Raw genomic sequence first — 22,536 nt, 5'->3', positions numbered from 1 at the left:
ATCACCCAATCCATGTGAAAGCACCACCTGGGAAAACGCAAATTGTCACCCACTTGCCAGACGGAGCGAATCGCATATGCGATAATCGGAGCACGCGTTTCCAGAGGGAGGTTACGCGCACGCATGCACGCTTGCGCGCTGCATGCGAGGGAAAGACGCGTCGTGCGTCTATTGGAGGGATTCATATGCTGCAAAGCAAACCGCGGTTCTGGGCGGCCGTTGCGGGCTATGCCTGCTTTCTCGCGCTCAACTCGTTCTCGCTCTGGGGGTTCACCTTTTTGCCCCGCACGCTGCTGGGCGCAGACGCATCGGACACCTGGCGCATCGCCTTGTCGATTACCAACATACTCACCTTCTTCGTCATTGCAGCCGTAGGAGCACGCGGCAAGCGCATTGCCGAAAAAAACGTGCTGCTTTCCGCAACGCTTGCCGTCTCGGCGGGCCTCATTCTTCTACTTGGGCAGGTCTTCGCCCCGGCCTTCGGCCTGGCGCTCGCCTCAGGCGCATGCCTGGGCGCGGGGACCACACTGCTCTTCCTATGCTGGATTCGCGTCTTCGCTAGCATAGGAACGCCATCGGCCAAGAAGGTACTCGTATTCGGTTCGGCGCTCTCATTCGCGCCCTTCTCGCTCTATCTGGCAACGCCCAGCGAAGGCATCCTGTTCGCCGTATTCGTCATGGCGTTCGCCACCCTCGTACTGCTGTACTGCGTAAAGGAAAGCAGCGAAACGGAAAGCAAGGCTGCCCCCGCCACCGCACCTACGCGCGAAAGCACGCAACCGCTCTTCAAGCCCCTGCTCTGCATCGCCATGATCGGCCTTATCGCGGCGGTCATCTCGGGCATCGCGAACGGAGGCGCACCCACCGAGCCGCTCGACTTCACCCAACAGGCCCTGCTCATTCACCTGCAGAACATCGTGAGCGCCTCCATCATGGGCGTCTGCTGGATCGCCCTGAAGAAGGATCCGTCCATCACCGCCACCTACACGGTGGTCTTCCCCATCATCGCAACCACCATGCTGCTCTTCGCCGTGGTGCCCGACCCCCTGCACCCCATGCTCTCCTTCCTGAGCAGCGCGTTCTTCGTGGTGTTCTCGATGGTCGTGCCCATGCAGAGCATCACCCTCGCGCAGCAGCGCAACCTGCCTATCGACTTCGTATACGGCCTCATGGCGGGCGTGCTCTACCTGGCCGAGGGCATCGGCAGCATTCTCATTGGGTCGCTGCAAAGCGCATTCGCCAGCATGGCAGCGCAGCCCCTGGTACTGGCATTCCTTCTGCTATACGCCTGCTCGCTCGTAATGTTCTTCGTACTGCACAAGCAAAAGGATGGCGCAGATACGCCCGAACGCGCTATCGCCGAGCAATCGGCCGAACAGGAGCGCGACATCCTGAAGGAAAAGGCAGAAAGCCTGGGGGCATCACATGGCCTTACCACGCGCCAAATCGAAGTGCTGAACCTCGTGGCGCACGGATACGACGCACCCAGCATCGCAAAGAAGCTCTTTATCAGCGAGAACACCGTGCGTACGCACCTCAAGCGCATCTACACGCTCTTGAACGTGCATAGCAAGCAGGAAATCATCGATAGCCTGAACGCTGCCTAGGCACGGCACGCACGCTACGCAACACCCCACCCGCAAACAGAGCATAATCCGTAGCACGCAAGTCCCAACTACACGAAAAAGCGCCTCCCCGAAGGGAGACGCCTTGCTTGGTGCATTATGCGGCAACCATTAGAGGATGCGCAGGTTCACTTCCTTGAGCTGACGGCCGGAAACCACGTTGGGAGCACCCGTCATGGGATCGGCGGCGCTGCTCGTCTTCGGGAAGGCAATGACGTCGCGGATGCTGTCCTTGCCAGCCAGCAGCATGCACAGGCGGTCGAGACCCAGGGCGATGCCGCCATGCGGAGGAGCACCCAGCTCGAGTGCGTGCAGCAGGTGGCCGAACTTCACCTCGAGGTCTTCCTCGGAAACGCCCACGCGACGCAGGATGCGCTTCTGAAGCTCGGCGTTGTGCACACGGATGGTACCGCCGCCTGCCTCGAAGCCGTCCATAACCAGGTCGTAGCTGTAGCTGCCAACCTCGAGAGGAGCGGTTTCGATCTTCTCGATGTCTTCCTCGGGCACCATGGTGAACGGATGGTGCTCCGCAGCGTACTTCTTTTCCTCGGGGTCGTAGTTGAACATGGGGAAATCGACGACCCACAGCAGGGCGTGACCGCTGCGGTCGATGCCCAGCAGGTCGGCCATGTGCAGACGCAGGGCGGCAAGCACGGCGTTCGCGATGGCGAACGTGTCGGCGGCGAACAGGAGCAGGTCGCCGGGTTCCACGTTCATGGCCTTCTTGATGGCCTCGTGCACTTCCTCGCCCAGGAACTTGATGATGGGGCTCTTTTCCTTGCCGTCGGTGGTGTAGGCGATCCAGGCCATGCCCTTTGCGCCATTGGCGGCAGCCACGTCGGCCAGCTTCTCGATGTCGCCGCGGCTCCAGTCGCCAGCGCCCTTCGCGTTGATGGCCTTTACGATGTTGCCGGCCTCCACGGCCTTGCTGAACACGCCGAAGCCGCAGCCACGCACGATGTCGGTGAGCTCGACGAGCTCCATGCCGAAGCGCGTGTCGGGGCGGTCGCAGCCAAAGCGATCCATGGCTTCCTTCCAGGGCATGCGCTGCAGCGGGAACTCGTGCTCCACGCCCACGGCAGCCAGAACCTCAGCCATGACGTCTTCCATCATCTGCAGGACGTCGTCACGATTGACGAAGCTCATCTCGATGTCGACCTGGGTGAACTCGGGCTGACGATCGGCGCGCAGGTCCTCGTCACGGAAGCAGCGGGCAATCTGGTAATAGCGCTCGATACCGCCGCACATGAGCATCTGCTTGAACTGCTGCGGGCTCTGGGGCAGTGCGTAGAACTTGCCGGGATTGGGGCGGCTGGGAACGATGTAGTCGCGAGCGCCTTCGGGCGTGGAGTTCGCCAGGATGGGCGTTTCCACTTCCAGGAAGCCGCGGGCGTTCAGGGCGCCGCGCATAGCCTGGGCCACGGTGTGGCGCAGGAACAGCGACTTGTACATCTCGGGACGACGAAGATCCATGTAGCGCCACTTCATGCGCGTGGTTTCGTCGGTCTCGATGCCGTCTTCAATGGAGAACGGAGGCGTAACGGAGGTGTTCAGCACCTTGATGGCGTTGGCGAGCACTTCGATTTCGCCCGTGGCCATGTTGGGGTTAACGCTCCCCTCGCCACGTGCGCGCACCGTGCCCTTGACCTCGATGACGAACTCGCGGCCAAGATGCTCGGCAATGTGGAATTCGTCGGCCGTCACGCAATCGGGGTCGAAGACGCACTGCGTGTAGCCATCGCGGTCACGCAGGTCGACGAAGATAAGACCACCATGATCGCGGTTATGCCATACCCAACCGGTAAGCACGACCTGCGCATCGACATCCGCAGCGCGCAGCTCGCCGCACGTGTGGGTGTGCATGCAGTATTCGTTCTTGAAATCTGCCATCTTGCCTAATGCTCCTTGTTACCAATCCGAATCGCGCGGCCAACCCGCGCGGGACTATTCGCAAACTAAAGCATTGTAGCGCATAGGCACGACGCAAACCGCGAATGCGCGGAATAGTCGTAATTGCCTATGCGGACGACAGAATTCCCCTACGCGCGAACCGCGGATACCAGTTCGTCGAACGCCACGGGCTGCTGCTCGTGCGTAGCCATGTCGCGCAAGCTCACCTGGCGATTGGCGGCCTCGTCGGGGCCAAGCACGGCCACCTTGGCGGCGCCCAGCTTGTCAGCCAGCTTGAACTGGCTCTTCAGGCTACGATTCTGATGGTCGATTTCCACGGCAAGACCGGCATCGCGGCACTGCTGCGCAAGCATGAACCCAGCGGCACGCGTGGAATCGTCGACGCACGCGATGAACAGGTCGGTCTGCTTCTGGCTGGCCACTTCCACACCCGCGGCCTCCAGCGCGATCTTGCAGCGCTCATAGCCAATGGCGAAGCCGAAGCCAGGAGCCTCCTTGCCGCTGACCTCCTTCATGAGGCCGTCGTAGCGGCCGCCACCGCCAATGGCGCTCTGCGAGCCCATACCCTCGATATCCACCTGGATTTCAAAGACGGTACGGGTGTAGTAGTCGAGACCGCGCACGAGCGTGGGGTCTTCGATGTATTCGATCCCAGCGGCGTCCAGGTAAGCCTTCACCTGCTCGTAATGCGATTTGCAACTGTCGCACAGGGCGTCGGGAATCTTCGGGGCATTGGCCATAATGGCGCTGCAGCCCTCTTCCTTGCAGTCGAACGCGCGCAGCGGATTGATGTCGGCGCGACGCTGGCAATCTTCGCACATATCGCTGGCGTGCTCCATGATGTAGGAGCGCACCGACTCGCGATACGCGGGGCGGCATGCCTCGTCGCCCATGGAGTTGATGAGCAAGCGCATGTTTTCGCGCGGAAGGCCAATCTCCTCGTAGAAGCGCATGAGCATAATGATGCCCTCGGCGTCGATCGACGGCGCATCGGCACCAATGCACTCAACGCCTACCTGGTGAAACTCACGCAAACGACCCTTCTGAGGACGTTCGGCGCGAAACATCGGACCCGCGTACATGAGCTTCGCCGGAGCACCACCCTGCGGAGCAAGGCCATGCTGGGCGATGGCGCGCACCACGCCTGCCGTGCCCTCGGGGCGCAGGGAAAGACGGCTCTTCGAGCGAATCTTCCCGCCATCCAGCAGCGTCTTCAGGTTGTTGCCCGAAATGGCGGTGAACATTTCCTTGCCCACCACGTCGGTGGACTCGCCAATGCCGCGCACGAACAGCTCGGTCTGCTCGAACAGGGGCGTCTCGATGGGCTCGTACCCGTAGCGGCCGAACACGCGCGCGGCCGTATCCACGAAATGGCGGTAAAAGCGCTCGTCGACAGGAAGCAGGTCTTCGGTTCCCTCGGGTTTCTGGATTGCCATGGTGGCGCCTTCCTTGTTCTACGCATTCGCGCGGCGCGGATGCACGCTGCGCGCCGTCTGCAGCAGACGGTCGTTATCTCACAGATTGTCGTTTGGCATTCTACCATCCGCCTGAAAGCGAACGGCGAATTCCACTAGAACACGCTACTGCCCGACGAAGAGCCACCCGCAGACGCACCGCCAAAGCCGAGCGAAGCGTACAACGAGGAAACATCGGTAACGGAACCCATGCTATACAGCAGAATGAGGTCGATGAAGAAACCAACGACCATGCCGATGACGCAATAGCGCACGACCTGCAAGCGGACGTAGCGATTCGACCCCACCATGAACAGGATGATGAAGCTAAAAATGCCCAGGAATATGCCCAGACCCAGGCAGGCGGCCTTCATAACGGGGCTCAGCGACACGGGCTCGTCGTTGCCAAGGCGGAATTCATCGGTGAACGCCCCTGGGGCCGGCTGGTTTTCGGCACGCCAATCGGCTGGGGGCTCGGGCGCGCCGGTAGAAGCCGAAGGGGACTCGACGGGCTGCTCCTGCGCATCGTTCGCGCTAAACGCAGCGGCTGCGTCCTGCGACTGCGATTCCAATTGTCCCTCGCTTTGATTCCCCTGCTTCATTTCCTCTGGCATAACCGTCCATTCAGCTTGCGTACTCTTTAGCATTGCATCAGGATAGCCCACCCGCGCTTTGACATCACACATCATTCATCGTTTCGTAATAATCACCATTGACAGACCCGATATACTATCGGAACGGTTACGCCCCGTTGACACATCACGAACCACGAGGCAAACAGGCAAATCGGCTCGTATGGTGTCTAGCATGAAAAAATCCGAAGCACTGAACATACTGGGGCTCCGCGACGGAGCCAGCGACGATGAGGTCAAGCAGGCCCATCGACAGAAGATCAGGGAAAACCACCCCGACAAGTTCACCGACCCCGAAAAGAAGAAGTCGGCCGAAGACGCCACCAAGCGCATCAACGAAGCGCGCGACGTGCTTCTGTCTCGAAAGTGGGACCCGGAATACGGCCCCCGCGCTGGCTACGCGGGCACCTATCAGCACCCCTACGGAGGCGCGCAGGGCACACAGCAAAACCCGTTCGCAGGCCAGAATCCCTTCGCGGGACAGCCATTCACGTACGTTTGGACCAGCTGGGACAACATTGGCGCCAACCGCAATGGGCAGGCCGGCGACCCGTTCGACTTCGTGGACTTCACCAGCACGTTCACGCAACGTCCCACGAAGACGGCCGCCGAGGAAGCCGCCGAGGCAAAGGAAGACCTGAAGCGCTCGGGCATCCTGCTTGCCGTGAAGGCTGGCATCCTAGGGCTCTGCGCCGCCATGGGCGGCCTGGCCACGGGCATGTTCGTCTACCTCATCGCCACGATACTGTTCGCCATAGGACGCGAAGTGCGCGGCTGCTCGAGCATTCTGCTCATCCCGTTCATCATCTTCTTCGGGCCGCTCATCATGTTCCTCATGCCCGGTTTGGGCGCCAGCATCGGCATGGGCCTGCTGGTATTCTTCGGCATAGCCGTGGCCTACGACATCGGCTCGATGCGCCGCCTCATCGAAACCTGGCGCACCGCCAAGGAAAAGGCAAAGGTCGCCCGCTAGCCATTCGAGCACGCAGAGTGGCGTTTTTCCGCATACGCGCCCACACGGGCGCGTGCGGCATCACGCTCGGGCTATACTTGCTGCAATCAGCCCACACACGGACGGAAGGCAGCTATGGCATCTTTGACCGAACTCCTGAAGAGCAACCCTTATCCGGGGCGCGGCATCGTCGTCGGCAACGACGTCGTCTACTACTTCATCATGGGACGCAGCGAGAACTCGCGTAACCGAGTTTTCACCGTCACCGAAGACGGCATCCGCACCGAAGCGCACGACCCGGCGAAGCTCACCGACCCCAGCCTGATCATCTACCACCCCGTCCGCAAGATTGACGGTGCGCTCGTCGTTACCAACGGCGACCAGACCGACACCATCGCCAATGCCGGCGACTTCCGCGCCGCACTGGCCACGCGCGAGTACGAGCCCGACGAGCCGAATTACACGCCGCGCATCTCCGCCATCATGTACGACAACGGCACCTTCGAGATGTCCATCCTGAAGCACAAGAGCGGCCGTTGCCTGCGCGAGTTCTTCGCCTACGAAGGCGCCAGCGAAGGCAAGGGCTACTTCATCAGCACCTACCAGGGCGACGGCAACCCGCTGCCCACGTTCGCCGGCGAGCCCATCGAGGTCGACCTGTCCACCCCCGAAGAGGTGTGGAACGCGCTGAACGCCGACAACAAGGTATCGCTGTACGCCAACGTGCACGGCGACGTGACCATCTTCAACAAGAACCTGGGCGACTAAGGGAAGGAACACGTCATGCAGGAATGCGAACTCAAATACGGTTGCAATCCGAACCAGAAGCCCGCGCGCATCTTCATGCGCGACGGCAGCGACCTGCCCATCGAGCTGCTGAACGGCCGCCCCGGCTACATTAACTTCCTGGACGCGCTGAACTCCTGGCAGCTCGTGAAGGAGCTTTCCGATGCCACGGGGCTGCCCGCCGCGGCTAGCTTCAAGCACGTCTCCCCCGCCGGCGTGGCGCTGGGCACCGAGCTCACCGACCTGGAGAAGAAGATCTACTTCGTAGACGAAGATGCCGAGCTCACCCCCGCCGCCTGCGCATACATCCGCGCTCGCGGTGCCGACCGCCTGTGCTCGTACGGCGACTGGGCCGCGCTGAGCACCACGTGCGACGCCGCCACGGCCGCCTTCCTGAAGGGCGAGGTCTCCGACGGCATCATCGCCCCCGACTTCACGCCCGAAGCACTGGAAATCCTGCGCACCAAGCGCAAGGGCAGCTACAACGTCGTGAAGATCGACCCCGCGTACGTGCCCGCCACCCAGGAATACAAGGACGTATTCGGCATCACGTTCGAGCAGGGACACAACTTCTTCGAGATCAATGACGAACTGCTCGACAACATCGTCACGAAGAACAAGGACCTCTCCCGCGAGGCCAAGAACGACCTCATCCTGTCGCTCATCACGCTGAAGTACACCCAGAGCAATTCGGTGTGCTACGTGAAGGACGGCATGACCATTGGCGTGGGCGCTGGCCAACAGAGCCGCATCCACTGCACGCGCCTGGCAGGCGACAAGGCCAACAACTGGTGGATGCGCCAGCATCCGAAGGTACTGGGCCTGCAGTTCGTCGACGGCATCAAGCGCCCCGCGCGCGACAACGCCATCGACGTGTACACGTCCGATGAATACATGGACGTGCTGGCCGAAGGCACCTGGCAGCAAACGTTCAAGGTGAAGCCCGAAGTGCTCACCGCCGAGGAAAAGGCCGAATGGATTGCCAAGCTCGACGGTGTGAGCGTAGGCAGCGACGCCTTCTTCCCCTTCGGCGACAACATCGAGCGCGCTCGCAAGAGCGGCGTGCGCTACGTGGCCGAGCCCGGTGGCTCCATCCGCGACGACAATGTCATCGAAACGGCCGATAAGTACGACATGGTCATGTGCTTCACCGGCATGCGCCTGTTCCACCACTAGGATCAAGCGCCCAAGCGCAACAGAAAGGCCGCTCTTCTGAACTGCGCCCCAAAACTTGGACGCGATAAATAAGAACCTAGGCGGCTTGGGACTGGCTCCGGAACTCCTCCGGGGTCAGTCCCTTTAGTTTAACTTGCCTCCTCTGCGTGTTCCAGTACTCGATGTATCCCTCAAGCTCCCTCTTGAACGTCTCGAAGTCGGGGAACTTTCTGCCTCGGAAGAACTCGTCTTTCAAATGGCCGAACACCTGCTCGGTCGCGCCGTTGTCGATGCAGTTGCCCTTACGTGACATGCTCTGCACGATGCCTGCCTCCTCGAGCCTTCCGCAATACCCTATGTGCTGGTACTGCCAGCCCATGTCCGACTGCATGACCGGGTGAGCACCGTCCGGAATCTTCGGGATGAGCATGTCGAGCATCTCCTTCTGCTGCGACATGTCCGGGTGCTGGGATATGGACCACGCCGCGATCTCCTTGCTGCCGAAGTCGTAGACGGGCGCGAAGTACGCCTTGCCCCATTCCTGCTTGAACTCGGTGACGTCGGTGCCAAGCTTCTGCCACGGCCCATCTGCCTCGAAGTCGCGCCCCAGCACGTTCTCGAAGGTCTTGCCGACCACGCCCTTGTAGGAATTGTACTTGTGGTAGTCCGTCTCCCGGCGTATGCCGCAGCTTATTCCTATCTCGTGCATCATCTTGAGCACGGTCTTGTCGGCGATCGTCGCCCCTTCCTCGGCGCGCAGGCACATGGCTATCTGGCGATGGCCGCAGCCGTTTGGCGAGCGCGAGAAGATCTCGATCGCCTTGCCCCAAAGCTCCGGCCTGGTCGGCGCCTTGGCCGGCTTCGACTTGTTGTAGTGGTAAGTCGATGCTGGAACGCCCGACACGGCCAGTAGGTCCGCAAGCGCGTGCCCCTGCCCCGAAAGCTCCCTGATCACCTGGCATTTCTCCCAGGCGCTCGCTTTGCCGCTTCCAGGGCACGCAGTTTTTTTAGGTACGCCACCTCGGCCCTTAGCCTGCGGTTCTCCGCCTCCAGCTCCTGTTCGCGGCTCCTTGGTTCCGGAGGGTCACCCCCGTCTTTCCGCGGCCGCCCCTTCGGCTTGGGCCTCAGGGCCTCCGGACCGCCCTCGCGGTAGGCCTTCGCCCAATTCTTCAGCTGCGTCAGGTTCGCGATTCCGTGCTTGGACATGACCTCCTGCCTGGTCATGCCGAGGTCGACGAAGTCGCGCGCGGCGGCGAGCTTCGTCTCGTAGTCGTAACGCCTGTGCTTGGACCCCATGCCCAGAAACGCCTCCTTGCCTACCGCCCTGTACGTGTGGGTCCATTTTTCCGCAATGCTTATCGGTATGGCAAGCGCTGTCGAGAGCGACCCCTTGCCATATCCTCGGTCGATGAGCTCGACCGCCCTTGCTCTCGTCTCCAGGCTGTATCTCTTCAAAACGAAACTGCACCTCCCGAACTCGGACTTTCTTTTCCTAGTCCAAATTCGGGGGTGCAGTTCATTCGGAGCGGCCTTTTTCATGCACGCATAAATGCCCTGCCTAGCGGCCCAGGCTCGCCTCGTGCTTATTGCGTGCCTCTTCGCTGTAGCGCTCGCGATAGCGCACGTCCACGAGCTCTGCCACGATGGCGATGGCCAGCTCGGCCGGGGTCTTCGCACCGAATTTCAGGCCGATGGGGCGCTTGACGCTCTCCCACTGGGCATCGGTCATGCCGTTCTGAACGCACAGCTCATACACGGTGTTGTTCTTGCCAGCACAGCCCATCATGCCCACATAGTGCGCATTGTGGCGCGTAGCCCACAGACAGCCCTCGGGGTCATGCATATGGCCGCGCGTGAGCACGCACACGTAATCGGTGGGCGCAGCATCGATGCCATCGAGCTCGCTGAAGTCGCCAACCAGGATGCGCTCGGCAAGCGGAAAACGCTCCTCGTTCAGGTAAGCGGCATCGTCGTCGACGACCGTAACCTGGAAACCCACATGGTCGGCAAGCGCAGCCACTTCAGAGGCCACGTCACTGGCACCCAGCAGCCACACGCGGACGCTGCCAAAAAGAGGCACGGAACACCAGGTAAGCCCCTCGAACTGCTCGGTATGCATGGAAGGGCCACGCGTGACGTCCTTCATCTGGAAGGTATCGCGCGGGGAGTATTCCCACGAAGCCACAATCTCCTTCGCATCGCTGCAGAAGAATACGCCGCCCTGCGCCGTGGCAGAGCCCAGCTCGCCGTACTTCTTCGTCACGTTGTTGTCGGTATTCGCCTGAGCAGCAGCGCCGTCGTAGACCACCTTGAAGCCAAGCCAGGCAAGCTCGCCCTCACGCATGGCGGCAAGCGCGCGCTCGAACGTGGGGATGTCGGCCGCGGTAAGCCCCTGGGCAATGTCCTGGGCAGTTTGCGGCGCAATGTGCGGATTGCCCTGAGTAGCCTGCGCGCCAAAGCACGGGAAATCCTCCACGCCAAGCTGCGGCACCCTGCCCGCTTGCAACGCTTTGATAATCTGCAGCAACGCCTCTTCACGCATAACGTACCTCCTCGCAGAATTACTATTCCTGTTGAAGGATAGACATTCCCGACGCCACGTCAAGCAAGAAAAGAAAAAGGCGGCAGGGCGTAGCCGAATGGCCATGCCCCACCGCCCGAAGCGATGCGAGAAGCGAAGCGCCTACGCGTTCGCGATATGCACCTTACGGTCTTCGGCAACCGTAATATCGCCTGCGGCCAGATGCGCAAGCACCCAGGGATACAGCTCATGCTCCACTTCGTGAATGCGCTCTTCCAAAGTGTCGACCGTATCGTCTTCACGCACGGGAACGGCGCGCTGAGCGATGATGGGGCCCTTGTCGTATTCCGCATTCGCGAAATGAACCGTAACGCCCGTAACCTTCACGCCCGCGTCGAACGCATCCTGGATGGCATGCGCGCCCTTGAAGCTGGGCAGCAATGCGGGATGCAGGTTCAGCACGCGGTCGGGGAACGCGTCGAGCACGATGGGGCCAAGCATACGCATGTAGCCAGCCATGACCACGTATTCGGCCCCTGCGTTGCGGAATTCCGAAACGATGAGCGAATCGGCGACAGCACGGTCGGCGTACACATCGCGATTCAGCGACACCGTGGGAATGCCGGCCTCGGCGGCACGCTTCAGGCCATACGCATCGGGACGCGAGGAAATAACCTTCACGACCTGCACGTTCAGGCGGCCAGCGGCAATCTCGTCGATGATCGCCTGCAGATTCGTGCCGCTTCCGCTAATGAGAACGCCAATCTTCAGGGGCTCGGCCATGGCTATTCCCCATCTTCCTCTTCGTAGAACGTATCGCGCTGGCTCGTGCGCTCTTCGGGGGAAGGCGCGCCCGGCACGGAGGGCTGCTCTTCATCGGAAGGCAGCTCGGGGAACAGGGCTTCCTTGTTTTCGTACTGCACGACGCCCGTACCTTCCACGATTTCGCCCACGCGGAAGACGCGCTCGCCGGCAGCTTCCAGCGACGCCTTCACGGCGTCGGCCTGGTCGGCCTCGACGATGAGCACCATGCCCAGACCCATGTTGAACGTCTTGAGCGCTTCGGTCTCGTCGAGCTTCGCGGCACGGCACACGAACGGGATGATAGGCTCCATATCCCACGTGCCCACCTTCACCAGAGCATCAACGTTGCCGGGAAGAGCACGATTCAGGTTCTCGGTGATGCCGCCACCCGTAATGTGGGCCAGCGCATGCACGGCGCCGGGATTTGCCTCCACGGCAGCGCGAACCTGCTTCACGTAGATGCGCGTGGGGGCAAGCATGGCATCCTGCACGCTCTTGCCGCCCAGGCTGGGGCGCGGCAGACGCACCTCGTAGTGCGTGCGGCCTTCGATGCAGACCTTGCGGGCCAGCGAATAGCCGTTGGAGTGCAGACCGCTGGAAGCAAGGCCCAGCAGCACATCGCCCACCTTTACGTGCTCGGGGTCGAGCATCTTCGGGCGATCGACCACGCCAACGCAGAAGCCGGAAAGGTCGTATTCATCGGGATCCATAACGCCCGGATGCTCAGCCATCTCGCCGCCAATAAGGGCGCATCCGGCCTGCTTGCAGCCTTCGGCAATACCGCTAACCACTTCGGCTACGGCTTCGCTCTTCAGCTTGCCAATGGCGATGTAGTCCAGGAAGAACAGGGGTTCCGCACCCGTGGCAAGAATATCGTTCACGCACATGGCCACCAGGTCGATACCCACCGTATCATGTTTTTCGGCCAGCTTCGCCACCTGGAGCTTCGTGCCTACGCCGTCGGTGCCGGAAACCAGCAGGGGGTCTTCCATGTCCTTCGCCGCGGCAATGGAGAACAGGCCGCCGAAGCCACCAATGTCGCCCACGACTTCAGGGCGATAGGTGCCATGCACGGCTTCCTTGATGGCGTCGACCGCACGAGCGCCCTCGGCCGTATCGACGCCCGCCTGAGCGTACGTGACCGTGTCTTCGGCAACCCAGCTGGGCATTGCGGGGGCATCATCGGCGTGGGCGGCGCTCACGGTGATTCGTTCCGTCATACGTGTAAGCTCCTAACTGATAGAACTGAACTTGCGGCGATTTTTCTCGAAAAAGCCCTTCTCCTGAAGGGGCGCGGGGATGTCGGTGACGTAGTCGCCCGAGAAGCAGGCATCACAGAACCCAGGGTGGTTCGCATGAATGGCGCTATGCAGACCCTGAAGCGAAATGAACGCCAGGGAGTCGCAGCCGATGAACTCGCACATCTGCTCGTTCGTCATATTTGCGGCGATGAGCTGGTCTTGCGTGTCGGTATCGATGCCATAGAAGCAAGGCCACATGACCTCGGGCGACACAATGCGCAAATGAACCTCGGCGGCCCCGGCTTCCTTGAGCATAGCCACGAGCTTCTTGCTGGTGTTGCCGCGCACGATGCTATCATCGATGACGATAAGGCGCTTGCCGGCAATGACGCTGGGCAGCGGATTGAGCTTGATGCGAATGGCATTCTGGCGCATGGCCTGGGTAGGCTGAATGAACGACCTGCCCACGTAGCGGTTCTTCACGATGCCGTCGGCGTAAGGGATGCCGCTTTCCGCAGCATATCCGCTGGCAGCGGGAAGGCCCGAGTCGGGAACGCCCATGACCAAGTCGGCATCGACAGGAGCTTCCTGGGCCAAAATGCGGCCCATGTCACGACGCGACTGGTATACGCCCTGGCCGTCGAGAACGCTGTCGGGGCGTGCGAAGTATACGTATTCGAAGATGCACGAGGCGCGCTTGCCAGCAGGAACGCCCTGCTCGCTATGCATGCCATCGGCGGAGAAGCGAACGATTTCGCCCGGCTCTACGTCGCGCACGTATTCGGCGCCCACGATGTCGAGGCCACACGTTTCGCTGGCGACGACCCAACCGCCATTGGCAAGCTTGCCAATGCACAGCGGGCGAATGCCGTTCGGATCGCGGAAGGCATACAGCGACACGGGCGTTGCCACCACCATGGCGTATGCGCCTTCCAGGATCTGCATCATGGAGCGAATGCCGTCGCGCAGATGGTGCGTGCGCTTCGTTTCCTGGCCGATGACCTTTGCTGCAACCTCGCTGTCGGTGTTGGAGCGAAGGTCGACGCCGTCGCCCACCAGACGAGCGCGCACGGCGCCCGTGTTCACGAGCGTGCCATTGTGGGCCAGCGCGATGAGCACGTCATCGATGGCGGAGATATGGGGCTGAGAGCACTCCCAACCACCGCCACCCGCCGTGGCATAACGACAATGCCCCACGGCCACGTTTCCACGCAACGCCGACAGGGCATTTTCATTGAACACCTGAGTGACTAGGCCAAGATCTTTGTACACCATGACCGTTTCGCCATCGCCCACCGCGATGCCAGCGCTTTCCTGGCCACGATGCTGCAGGGCCTGCAGGCCAAAGCAAGTAAGACGTGCTACGTCTTCACCGGGGGCAAACACACCGAAAACCGCGCAGGCCTCCTCGAGCCTGTCCGGACGCTCGCCCGGCATGACGCTTATACTCATGCACCCTCCTTCGCAGCGTTCTGTATGACCGCTGCGTCTTGATTGGTTTCACTACCGCTATTATCCGCATTTGGAACGGCAGTTTCGACTACTTGCGAAAACAATACAGCACGACCATTGGTTTCCTGGTAGTCACACGTGGAAAACGAGAATAGTTTCGTAACGCTGGTGGCACTGGGGAAGCCACCCGTGGGCTCGACCACGCTTCGCTCTATCTTGTCCTGCACGTACTGGGCGCATCCATCAGCCGTGGTGAAGTCGGTTTCCACGATGGCATCCCACCCATCGGTGAGCACGAGCGAGAAGGCGCTGCACTTGTAGTTCCTGGTGGGCGTAAGCACGTAGATGGTGCGATGCGCATCGAAAAAGTCCTGGTCGATATAGCTATCGGAAAGCACGGCGAACATCGAGCCATCGCGCATGTGATGCCCGTAGAGCACGTTGTTCTGGCTGGACATATCGTTCTTGTCGGCCACATCCAGGAAGATCGTGCCGCCACGCGCAGCAAAGCCCTCGCCCTCGCCAAAGTCCTTGTGCAGGTACTCTTCGTTGTCGCTACCCTGCACCACGGGATAGTTCACTTCGGTATCGGGAATGTAGACCCACGCCACGACATCGGGGTTCACCGAGCGCAGGTAATCCCAATCGACGGTAAGCTTCGAAAGCTCCGAGACGTCCTGACTTTCGGCCTTGAACGCGTTCGACGCGATGTCGTCGTACGTCTTGCTGGCCGACCAGTAGCCCCACATGATGTAGGCAAGCGCGCCAGCCGCCACCACGAACACGACGAGCGCAATCCAGAACACAACGCGCCAGATAGCGCGCTTGCGCTTCTTGCTCTGATTGTCCTCGTTTACCTGCTCACTCACTTCGAACCTCCCGACCACGGCTTAGTGCAGACGCGCTTCGAGCGCATCATTAATGATGCGCAGCGCCTTCACGCGGGCGTAACGCTTGTCATTGCTCTCCAGGATGATCCACGGGGCGAATTCGGTAGACGTGAGTCTGAACATGTCTTCCACGGCCTCGCAATACTGGGGATACTTGTCGCGATTGCGCCAATCTTCCTCGGTGATCTTCCATTGCTTGTTCGGATCGTCGGCACGGGCCTGGAAGCGCCTCATCTGCTCTTCGCGGTCGATTTCGACCCAGAACTTAAGCAGGATAGCACCCCATTTGGTGAGGTCACGCTCGAATTCGTTGATTTCATCGTACGCGCGCGCCCATTCCGCAGGCGAGGCGAACCCCTCCACGCGCTCCACGAGCACGCGGCCATACCAGCTGCGGTCGTAAATGCCCACATGACCCGCCTTGGGCAGACGCGTCCAGTAGCGCCACAAGAACGGATGCATGAGCTCGGGCTTGGTGGGCGCCGGACTGGGGAAAATCGTGTACGCGCGAGCATCGAGCGCCTGCGCTACGCGCTTGATGGAACCGCCCTTGCCAGCAGCATCTTGCCCCTCGTACATGAGGATAAGTGGCACGCGCTTCTGGTACATTTCCAGCTCGAGGTTGTACAGGCGCTTCTGCTCCTGCTTCAGCTGAGTGCGATACTGTTCAGGATCCAAGCGCAGATGATAGTCGACGCCCTTCAGGGTGGGATGATCGCTCACGATGGTGAAGCGCGACGAAGCGGGAGCCAATGCCGATTGGGCCTGGGCTTGCGCTTCGTTGGCAGCACGTACTTCCGCCTGCTGCTCGGGGGTGCGCTCGCGTTCGTCGGCCTGCGCCTGGGCATTGCCACCCGCCGAGTTCGCCGCGGCCTTCGCGGCAGCAGCGGCTGCTTCGGGATCGGGCGCGGAATGGACCGCCTCATCGAGCGCGTTCACCAGCGTGCGCACGATGCCCAGGTTCGCACGTCGCTTGTCCTCCCCGTTCAGCACCACCCAGGGTGCGAAATCGTAATTGGTGAGCGGAAGCATCCTATCGAAGAACTGATAGACGTCGTCGTAGTGCTTCGTGGCTTCGAGCTCGCTGTCGTCCACGCGCCAGGCCGTCGCCTCGTTCGAGGCAAGCGCGCGCAGGCGGCGACGCTGGGTCTTCTTGCCAATATGCAGGAAAAACTTCACCACGATGTAGCCGTCGTTGACCAGCTGGCGCTCGAACGCCTTGGTGGTTTCGGCATAGCGCATCAGCTGCTCGTCGCTGATCGCCTTCCCCAGATTGCGCATGGACCCGTGCGCATGACCCGACAGATGCTCCATCCCCTTGGCATACCAACCACGGTCGTAAAACGTCATGTTGCCACGCGGCCCCAACTCCTTCCAGAACTCCTGCATGAGGGGATAGAAGCCCGTGGAATCGTAACCCTTCTTGCGGAAGCGCTTGGCCTCCTTCGGGTCGAAGCTTTCGGTAACGCACACGTTCGTGGCGCGCGCGTCGAGATAGTACAGCAAATCGGAAATGCGACCGCCCTTGCCTGCTCCGTTCCAGCCCTCGAACAGCACGACCAGGCCAATGCCCTTGTTGTGAGCCTCCTGCTGCAGCACGACGAGCTTCTTGATCAGGTCGTCGTGAATGGGCTTGTACTCTTCCTTCGTGATGGGGGCCACGTTGAAGTCGATCTTATCCAGCATGCCTGCACTCCCTCCGCGCATGTGCGAATGCGCTCCAAACTAACGGGGCGCCGTGATGAACGGCGCCCCGCCTCTCGTTGTTCGGCCTATTCCGACGCTTCCCCGTCGAATTCTTCGTCTTTGGGACTCTTCTGACCCGCATCGTTGGCAGCCTGCGCCGCTGGCATGGCGGCGGCAATGGCCGCAGCAACCGCGGGCACCATGGTTGCCGCGTCAACGCCCTCGATGGCCGAAACCGCCTGAACGGCAGCCTTCACGTACGGCTCGAGCGACGCATCGTTTTCGCTGACGACCTCGTGGTTGAGCGCCTCGCGATAGATTTCCTCGAGATTGCTGGCCTGACGCGCGCGAACCTGCGCACGGCGCGATTCCTGCGCTTGCATGCTGAGCTTCTCGAACGCCGTCTTGCCCGAAAGCTCTTCCTCGTGAGCGGCCTTCGATTCCGCAGCAGCCGCCTGAATGAGCGCCTCATGGGCGTTATACGGCGTATCGCCCTCGCCCAAGAAGGCACGCAACGGCGTGTACGTGCCGTCGGCGCGCAGCTCGCGCAGCTTCATGTTGTCGTGCATGCAGGCGTCGATGAAGGCGAACACACGTCGGCGGCATTCCTCGTCCTCCACGGGCCAGGCGATTTCCACGCGCTTGTCCATGTTGCGCGTCATGAGGTCGGCGCTGGAAAGGTAGATGCGCATGCTCTCGCGCGGGCCGAACCCGTAGATGCGGCTATGCTCGAGCAGACGACCCACGATGGAAACCACACGCACGTTGTCGGTGAGGTTGGGCACCTGCGGGACCAGGCAGCTAATGCCACGCACCAGCAGCGTAACGGGCACGCCCGCCTGGCTGGCTTCCGCGATCTTTTCGATTACCTGCTTATCGGTGATGGAGTTCGTCTTGAAGAACAAGCCGCATTTCTGCCCTGCACGCGCGAGCTCGATCTGCTCGTCGATGCCATCGATGATGTTCTGCTTGATCTGCAACGGAGCAACCCAAAGCGTTTCGTAGTTACGCGACGCGTTTTCCAGGCCCATGTTGCGGAAGAACTCCACGGCGTCGCGGCCAATGCGCGGATCGACCGTAATGTAGCTGAAGTCGGTATAGAGCTTGGCCGTCTTCTCGTTGTAGTTGCCCGTGCCCAGCTGGGTAATGTGCTGCAGGCCGTCGGCCGTCTGACGCGTGATGCAGCAGATCTTGCTATGCACCTTATAGTCGTGGAAGCCGTAGATGACGTTGCAGCCCGCTTCCTCGAAGCGCTGCGACCATTCGATGTTGTTGCTCTCGTCGAAACGGGCACGCAGCTCGAACAGTGCCGTAACCTCCTTGCCCACTTCCGCTGCGGAAATAAGCGCCTCCGCCAAGTGCGACTGGCTTGCCAGGCGATACAGCGTGATCTTGATGGACACTACGTCGGGGTCGGCAGCGGCTTCGCGCAGCAGCTGTACGAAGGGATCCATGCTCTCATACGGATACGAGAGCAACACGTCGCGTTCCTGCACCTGCTCGATGATGCGACGCGAGCGCTTGAACTGCCCCGGCCAGCACGGTGTGAACGGAACGCTGGTAAGCTGGGACCGCGTTACGTCGTCGACCATACCCGGCAGGCCGAACACGAACCCCATGTTCAACGGGACGCTGGTAACGAAGCACTGATGCGGCTTCAGGCCGAGACGCGACATGAGGAACTCGCCCACCGTGGAAGACAGCTTACGCTTGCTCTCCAGGCGCACCGGAGCCAAGCGACCACGGCGCTTCAGGATCTTCTTCATGTGCTCGCGATAGTCTTCTTCGCGTTCGTCGGCGCCTTCGGTGGCGTCAAGGTCGGCATTGCGCGTTACGCAGATGACGTTGGTGTGCTTCACCGTGTACATGGAGAACACGTCGGCCACGTTTGCCTCGATGGCGTCTTCCAGCAGCACGTAGTTCACGCCCTCGCCCGGCACCTTGATGAGGCGCGGGGACTTCGCGGGAAGCGGGATGATGCCCAGCGTAACGCCTTCGGCACCCTGGTTCTTCACCTTCTTACGCTGCTCTTTCAGAGCGCGACGCTCTTCCTTCGTCATGTCGGACTTCTTCTTCGTGGTGGATTCCACCAGGCGCACGACGATGTAGAGCGCGCCGTTCTCCAAATGCGGGAACGGATGACGCGCGTTGATGATCTGCGGGCTTAGGAAGGGCGAGACGTTCGTCTTCAGCCAATCGGTGACGTAGGCACGCTGGTCGTCGTCGAGCTGGGCGTACGAGAGATGACGCACGCCAGCTTCGGCCAGCTGGCTTTGGACCTCGTTGTAGATGCGCTCTTGCTGCGGATACAGCTCGTGGCAACGCGCATAGATGGCGTCGAGCTGCTCGCTAGGCGTCATGTTCGATTTGGTGTCGATAATTTCCTTTTTCAGGAGCGACAGATCGGTAAGGCTGCCCACGCGCACCATGAAGAACTCCTGCAGGTTGCTCCAAAAGATGGAGACGAACTGCAGGCGCTCGAGCAACGGCACCGTTTCGTCAGCGCCCTGGTCGAGAACGCGCTCGTTGAACGTGAGCCAGGATAATTCACGATTCTGCATGTACGGGCAGCGTGCCGCCATGCGCGCCTGAGCTTCCGGACCCATGAGCCCGGGTACGTCGATCCCCCCAGAAAGATGTGCTTTCTTTTCCATCATCGGCGTTCCTCCCTCGTATTGAAGTCGGCGGGTGAGGTGTCGCTTGGCTTGCCCCATTCTCGCCAAAACGCTATAGCACTCGTTATGTTTCAATTCTACCGCTCTTTGCCCAGCTATTTGGCGGGGTTTTCCAAGTTTGGGCACATAAAGGGGGCGAGAAAACGAAAAGCCCCGCCGTATGGACGACAGGGCTTGAGTAGAGCTATGAAAAAACGCCTACGGCAGGAGCAGCTGAGCAATCTGAACGGCGTTGAGCGCAGCACCCTTGCGAATCTGATCCATGACGAGCCAGAAATTCAGGCCGTTTTGCACGGAGGCGTCTTCGCGCACGCGGCCCACGTATACCGGATCGGTGCCGGCAAGCGCGCCAGGCATGGGGTACACGTCCTGAGCGGGATCGTCCATGACCTCGATCATGGGGGCAGCCTTCCAGGCGTCGTAGGCAGCCTGCACCGACACGGGAGCTTCGAACTCGACGTTCAGCGATTCGCCATGGCAGCGAATGACGGGCACGCGCACGCACGTGGCGCTTACGCCCACTTCCGGGGCATGCATGATCTTCTTCGTTTCCACGACCATCTTCCACTCTTCCTTGGTGGAACCGTCTTCGAGCATGACGTCGATGCGCGGAATGCAGTTAAACGCCAGGGGATGAGCGAATGCCTCGGCCTTCATGGGCTCGTTGGCCAGGTACTGACGCGTCTGCTCCTGCACCTCGAGCATGGCGGGCATGCCCGCGCCGCTGGCAGCCTGGTAGGTGGAAACCACCACGCGCTTGATGGGAGCGATTTCGGCGAGGGGCTTCAGGGCAACAACCATTTCGATGGTGGAGCAGTTCGGGTTCGCGATGACGCCATTGTGCCAGGCCACGTCTTCGGGATTGACCTCGGGAACCACCAGGGGCACGTCTTCGTCCATGCGGAAGGCGCTCGAGTTGTCGATCATGACGGCGCCGGCGGCAACCACGGCCTCGCGCAGCTGCTTGGACACGCTAGCGCCTGCGGAGAACAACGCGATGTCGACGCCCTGGAAGCTTTCCGGGGTCATTTCCTGCACGACCAGGTTGCCCGGCTTCTGCAGGCCGCAACCCTCAAAGGGAACTTCCTTACCCGCAGAACGGGCGCTTGCCAAGGCGCGTACCTCGGAAGCGGGGAAATTAACATCATGAAGGACTTTCAGGAATTCCTGCCCCACTGCGCCGGTTGCGCCGCAAACGGCAACTACGGGATTAGCCGGCATCTCTTTGGTCCACGCCATGTACATTCGCTCCTTCGTAACCTATCGTGCAATTCTGAAAGGGGCCTAGCGACCCTTGTTCTTCTTGGCCGCAATCTCCTCGGCGGAAAGCATGGTCTCCTCGAACACGCTATCGGCATCGAGGCCGAACGCGGTATGCAGGCAACGTACGGCAAGCTCCACCTGCTCGGCATTCACAACCACGGAAAGGCGAATGGGGCTCGTGGAGATGAGCTCGATGTTCACGTTGTTTTCCGCGAGCGTGGTGAACGCCTTCGCGGCAACGCCCGGGCTGGACTTCATGCCCGTGCCCACGATGGAGACCTTCGCGATGCTCTCGTCGACCAGGTACTCACGCGCGCCAATCTTCGGCAGCAGGCGCTCCACAACGGAACGGGCGCGCGGCAGGTCGGCTTCGGGGCAGGTGAACGTCATGTCGGTATGGCCGTCTTCCGAGACGTTCTGGATGATCATGTCGACGTTGACGTTGTTCGTGGCCAACGAGGAAAACACCTTGGCGGCAATGCCGGGCGTGTCGTCCGCATCGCGGATGGTTACCTTCACCTCGGACGTGTCATGGGCGATACCCGTAATGACCGCCTGTTCCATCATAGGATCGGCCTCCTTGACCAACGTGCCCGGCGCATCGGAAAACGCCGAGCGGGAATGAATGACAACTTGGTACTTGCGCGCGAATTCCACCGCGCGGCTCTGAAGCACGCCGGAACCGGCGCTGGAAAGCTCGAGCATGTCCTCGTAACTGATGACATCGAGCTTGCTGGCACGCGGAGCGACGCGCGGGTCGGCGGTATAGATGCCGTCGACGTCGGAATAGATTTCGCACATATCGGCGCCAATGCCATAGGCAACGGCAACCGCGGTGGTGTCGCTTCCGCCACGACCAAGCGTGGTGATATCGCCATTCTGGTCGATGCCCTGGAAGCCGGCGACTACCGGAATGATGCCCGACTCGATGGCGCTCTTGATGCGGTCGGCATGCACCAGGCGAATCTTCGCCTTGGCGTGCTCGGTATTGGTTTCGATGCCCGCCTGGCGGCCCGAAAAGCTCATGGCGCGATAGCCCAGCGTTTCGATGGCCATGGCCAGAAGCGTCATGGAAACCTGCTCGCCCGTGGAAAGCAGGCGGTCCATTTCGCGCGCAGGGGGGTTGCTGGAAAGCGACGAGGCCAGCCCGACGAGTTCGTCGGTGGTCTTGCCCATGGCGGACACCACGGCAACAACGTCGTTACCAGCCTGTTTCATGGCAATAAGACGGCGCGCCACCATTTTGATGCGCTCGGGAGAGGCAACCGAAGTGCCTCCGAATTTAGCTACGATTAAAGCCATCTGGTTCTTTCTGATCGACCTTCGACGACCCACATCATACCAGCATCGAAGGACCCGTCTGCAGACTGCGGCACTTTTTCAGACTAAAGTGCACAAACAAGCCGTAACCAGTCGTCGTGAAGGTACTTCGCGATTTGGCGGCAAGCTGGTACGACCGCATGCCATGCGGGTATGATGGCAGCACGAT

Annotated in this window: 18 protein-coding genes; 4 read left to right on the top strand and 14 right to left on the bottom strand. The window is 61.0% G+C overall.

The features are described from left to right. Positions 1-185 precede the first annotated feature (185 nt). A complete protein-coding gene (locus tag AAY81_RS02395) occupies positions 186-1,607 on the top strand; it encodes a LuxR family transcriptional regulator (RefSeq protein WP_066660942.1) in 1,422 nt (473 codons plus the stop codon). Positions 1,608-1,736: 129 nt separating this feature from the next. On the opposite strand, the gene aspS is transcribed toward AAY81_RS02395, so the two are convergent. The 3 genes from aspS to AAY81_RS02380 all read right to left on the bottom strand — a co-directional run bounded on the left by aspS (position 1,737) and on the right by AAY81_RS02380 (position 5,637). Then, positions 1,737-3,515 carry an aspartate--tRNA ligase gene (aspS, locus tag AAY81_RS02390; protein WP_066660924.1) on the bottom strand — a complete coding sequence of 593 codons (1,779 nt, stop codon included), beginning with the start codon at positions 3,513-3,515 and terminating at the stop codon, positions 1,737-1,739. A gap of 149 nt (positions 3,516-3,664) precedes the next feature. Further along, positions 3,665-4,972: a histidine--tRNA ligase gene (gene hisS / locus AAY81_RS02385; protein ID WP_066660904.1), complete on the bottom strand. Its 1,308-nt coding sequence runs from the start codon at positions 4,970-4,972 to the stop codon at positions 3,665-3,667. 134 nt (positions 4,973-5,106) lie between these two features. Then, positions 5,107-5,637 carry a hypothetical protein gene (locus AAY81_RS02380; protein ID WP_156501478.1) on the bottom strand — a complete coding sequence of 177 codons (531 nt, stop codon included), beginning with the start codon at positions 5,635-5,637 and terminating at the stop codon, positions 5,107-5,109. Between the two features lie 160 nt (positions 5,638-5,797). Between AAY81_RS02380 and AAY81_RS02375 the strand changes: the two genes are divergently transcribed. From AAY81_RS02375 to AAY81_RS02365, 3 genes are all read left to right on the top strand, one after another. Next, on the top strand, positions 5,798-6,595 hold the full coding sequence (locus tag AAY81_RS02375; RefSeq protein WP_066664815.1) for a DnaJ domain-containing protein: 798 nt from the start codon (positions 5,798-5,800) through the stop codon (positions 6,593-6,595). A 114-nt stretch (positions 6,596-6,709) separates the two neighbouring features. Beyond that, entirely contained in the window at positions 6,710-7,342 is a 633-nt protein-coding gene (locus AAY81_RS02370; RefSeq protein ID WP_066660892.1) for an IMP cyclohydrolase, read from the top strand. 15 nt (positions 7,343-7,357) lie between these two features. Further along, positions 7,358-8,536, top strand: coding sequence for a phosphoribosylaminoimidazolecarboxamide formyltransferase (locus AAY81_RS02365; protein ID WP_066660889.1), 1,179 nt, complete (start codon positions 7,358-7,360; stop codon positions 8,534-8,536). 76 nt (positions 8,537-8,612) lie between these two features. Here the strand turns inward: AAY81_RS02365 and AAY81_RS02360 are convergent, their stop codons facing one another. The 11 genes from AAY81_RS02360 to AAY81_RS02310 form a co-directional block, all read right to left on the bottom strand. Beyond that, entirely contained in the window at positions 8,613-9,470 is an 858-nt protein-coding gene (locus tag AAY81_RS02360) for an IS3 family transposase (protein WP_066660717.1), read from the bottom strand. Next, positions 9,467-10,054, bottom strand: a complete 588-nt coding sequence (locus tag AAY81_RS02355) for a helix-turn-helix domain-containing protein (protein ID WP_156501477.1) — start codon at positions 10,052-10,054, stop codon at positions 9,467-9,469. Before AAY81_RS02355 ends, AAY81_RS02360 begins: the two co-directional genes overlap by 4 nt. 19 nt (positions 10,055-10,073) lie before the next feature. Beyond that, on the bottom strand, positions 10,074-11,057 hold the full coding sequence (locus AAY81_RS02350) for an XdhC family protein (protein WP_066660886.1): 984 nt from the start codon (positions 11,055-11,057) through the stop codon (positions 10,074-10,076). A 141-nt stretch (positions 11,058-11,198) separates the two neighbouring features. Continuing rightward, a complete protein-coding gene (gene purN, locus AAY81_RS02345) occupies positions 11,199-11,819 on the bottom strand; it encodes a phosphoribosylglycinamide formyltransferase (protein ID WP_066660882.1) in 621 nt (206 codons plus the stop codon). 2 nt (positions 11,820-11,821) lie between these two features. Beyond that, on the bottom strand, positions 11,822-13,060 hold the full coding sequence (purM, locus tag AAY81_RS02340; protein ID WP_066660879.1) for a phosphoribosylformylglycinamidine cyclo-ligase: 1,239 nt from the start codon (positions 13,058-13,060) through the stop codon (positions 11,822-11,824). A 12-nt stretch (positions 13,061-13,072) separates the two neighbouring features. Next, positions 13,073-14,533 (bottom strand): amidophosphoribosyltransferase, encoded by a 1,461-nt coding sequence (purF, locus tag AAY81_RS02335; protein ID WP_066660876.1) that lies wholly within the window; start codon positions 14,531-14,533, stop codon positions 13,073-13,075. Next, positions 14,530-15,402 carry a class B sortase gene (gene srtB / locus AAY81_RS02330; protein ID WP_169815780.1) on the bottom strand — a complete coding sequence of 291 codons (873 nt, stop codon included), beginning with the start codon at positions 15,400-15,402 and terminating at the stop codon, positions 14,530-14,532. Before srtB ends, purF begins: the two co-directional genes overlap by 4 nt. 21 nt (positions 15,403-15,423) lie before the next feature. Beyond that, the gene (locus tag AAY81_RS10075) at positions 15,424-17,109 is read right to left on the bottom strand and encodes a polyphosphate--AMP phosphotransferase (protein WP_074777249.1); all 1,686 of its coding nucleotides are present in this window, start codon (positions 17,107-17,109) and stop codon (positions 15,424-15,426) included. 86 nt (positions 17,110-17,195) lie between these two features. Then, entirely contained in the window at positions 17,196-19,763 is a 2,568-nt protein-coding gene (ppk1, locus tag AAY81_RS02320; RefSeq protein ID WP_420838408.1) for a polyphosphate kinase 1, read from the bottom strand. A gap of 219 nt (positions 19,764-19,982) precedes the next feature. Continuing rightward, positions 19,983-21,023: an aspartate-semialdehyde dehydrogenase gene (locus AAY81_RS02315; RefSeq protein ID WP_082868007.1), complete on the bottom strand. Its 1,041-nt coding sequence runs from the start codon at positions 21,021-21,023 to the stop codon at positions 19,983-19,985. Positions 21,024-21,068: 45 nt separating this feature from the next. Then, positions 21,069-22,349, bottom strand: coding sequence for an aspartate kinase (locus AAY81_RS02310; RefSeq protein WP_066660873.1), 1,281 nt, complete (start codon positions 22,347-22,349; stop codon positions 21,069-21,071). Positions 22,350-22,536: the final 187 nt, after the last annotated feature.

Source organism: Denitrobacterium detoxificans (assembly GCF_001643775.1).
GTDB classification, from domain to species: domain Bacteria; phylum Actinomycetota; class Coriobacteriia; order Coriobacteriales; family Eggerthellaceae; genus Denitrobacterium; species Denitrobacterium detoxificans.
This window is presented reverse-complemented; position numbering and strand designations above follow the sequence as displayed.

Bases quoted from the DNA above. Each gene is read 5' to 3' on its own strand.
- AAY81_RS02355 (WP_156501477.1), bottom strand. From the start codon at position 10,054: ATGAAAAAGGCCGCTCCGAATGAACTGCACCCCCGAATTTGGACTAGG.
- AAY81_RS02310 (WP_066660873.1), bottom strand. From the start codon at position 22,349: ATGGCTTTAATCGTAGCTAAATTCGGAGGCACTTCGGTTGCCTCTCCC.
- AAY81_RS02315 (WP_082868007.1), bottom strand. From the start codon at position 21,023: ATGGCGTGGACCAAAGAGATGCCGGCTAATCCCGTAGTTGCCGTTTGC.
- AAY81_RS02375 (WP_066664815.1), top strand. From the start codon at position 5,798: ATGAAAAAATCCGAAGCACTGAACATACTGGGGCTCCGCGACGGAGCC.
- AAY81_RS02395 (WP_066660942.1), top strand. From the start codon at position 186: ATGCTGCAAAGCAAACCGCGGTTCTGGGCGGCCGTTGCGGGCTATGCC.
- aspS (WP_066660924.1), bottom strand. From the start codon at position 3,515: ATGGCAGATTTCAAGAACGAATACTGCATGCACACCCACACGTGCGGC.
- AAY81_RS02350 (WP_066660886.1), bottom strand. From the start codon at position 11,057: ATGCGTGAAGAGGCGTTGCTGCAGATTATCAAAGCGTTGCAAGCGGGC.
- purN (WP_066660882.1), bottom strand. From the start codon at position 11,819: ATGGCCGAGCCCCTGAAGATTGGCGTTCTCATTAGCGGAAGCGGCACG.
- AAY81_RS02370 (WP_066660892.1), top strand. From the start codon at position 6,710: ATGGCATCTTTGACCGAACTCCTGAAGAGCAACCCTTATCCGGGGCGC.
- ppk1 (WP_420838408.1), bottom strand. From the start codon at position 19,763: ATGGAAAAGAAAGCACATCTTTCTGGGGGGATCGACGTACCCGGGCTC.
- AAY81_RS02365 (WP_066660889.1), top strand. From the start codon at position 7,358: ATGCAGGAATGCGAACTCAAATACGGTTGCAATCCGAACCAGAAGCCC.
- AAY81_RS10075 (WP_074777249.1), bottom strand. From the start codon at position 17,109: ATGCTGGATAAGATCGACTTCAACGTGGCCCCCATCACGAAGGAAGAG.
- purM (WP_066660879.1), bottom strand. From the start codon at position 13,060: ATGACGGAACGAATCACCGTGAGCGCCGCCCACGCCGATGATGCCCCC.
- purF (WP_066660876.1), bottom strand. From the start codon at position 14,533: ATGAGTATAAGCGTCATGCCGGGCGAGCGTCCGGACAGGCTCGAGGAG.
- hisS (WP_066660904.1), bottom strand. From the start codon at position 4,972: ATGGCAATCCAGAAACCCGAGGGAACCGAAGACCTGCTTCCTGTCGAC.
- AAY81_RS02380 (WP_156501478.1), bottom strand. From the start codon at position 5,637: ATGCTAAAGAGTACGCAAGCTGAATGGACGGTTATGCCAGAGGAAATG.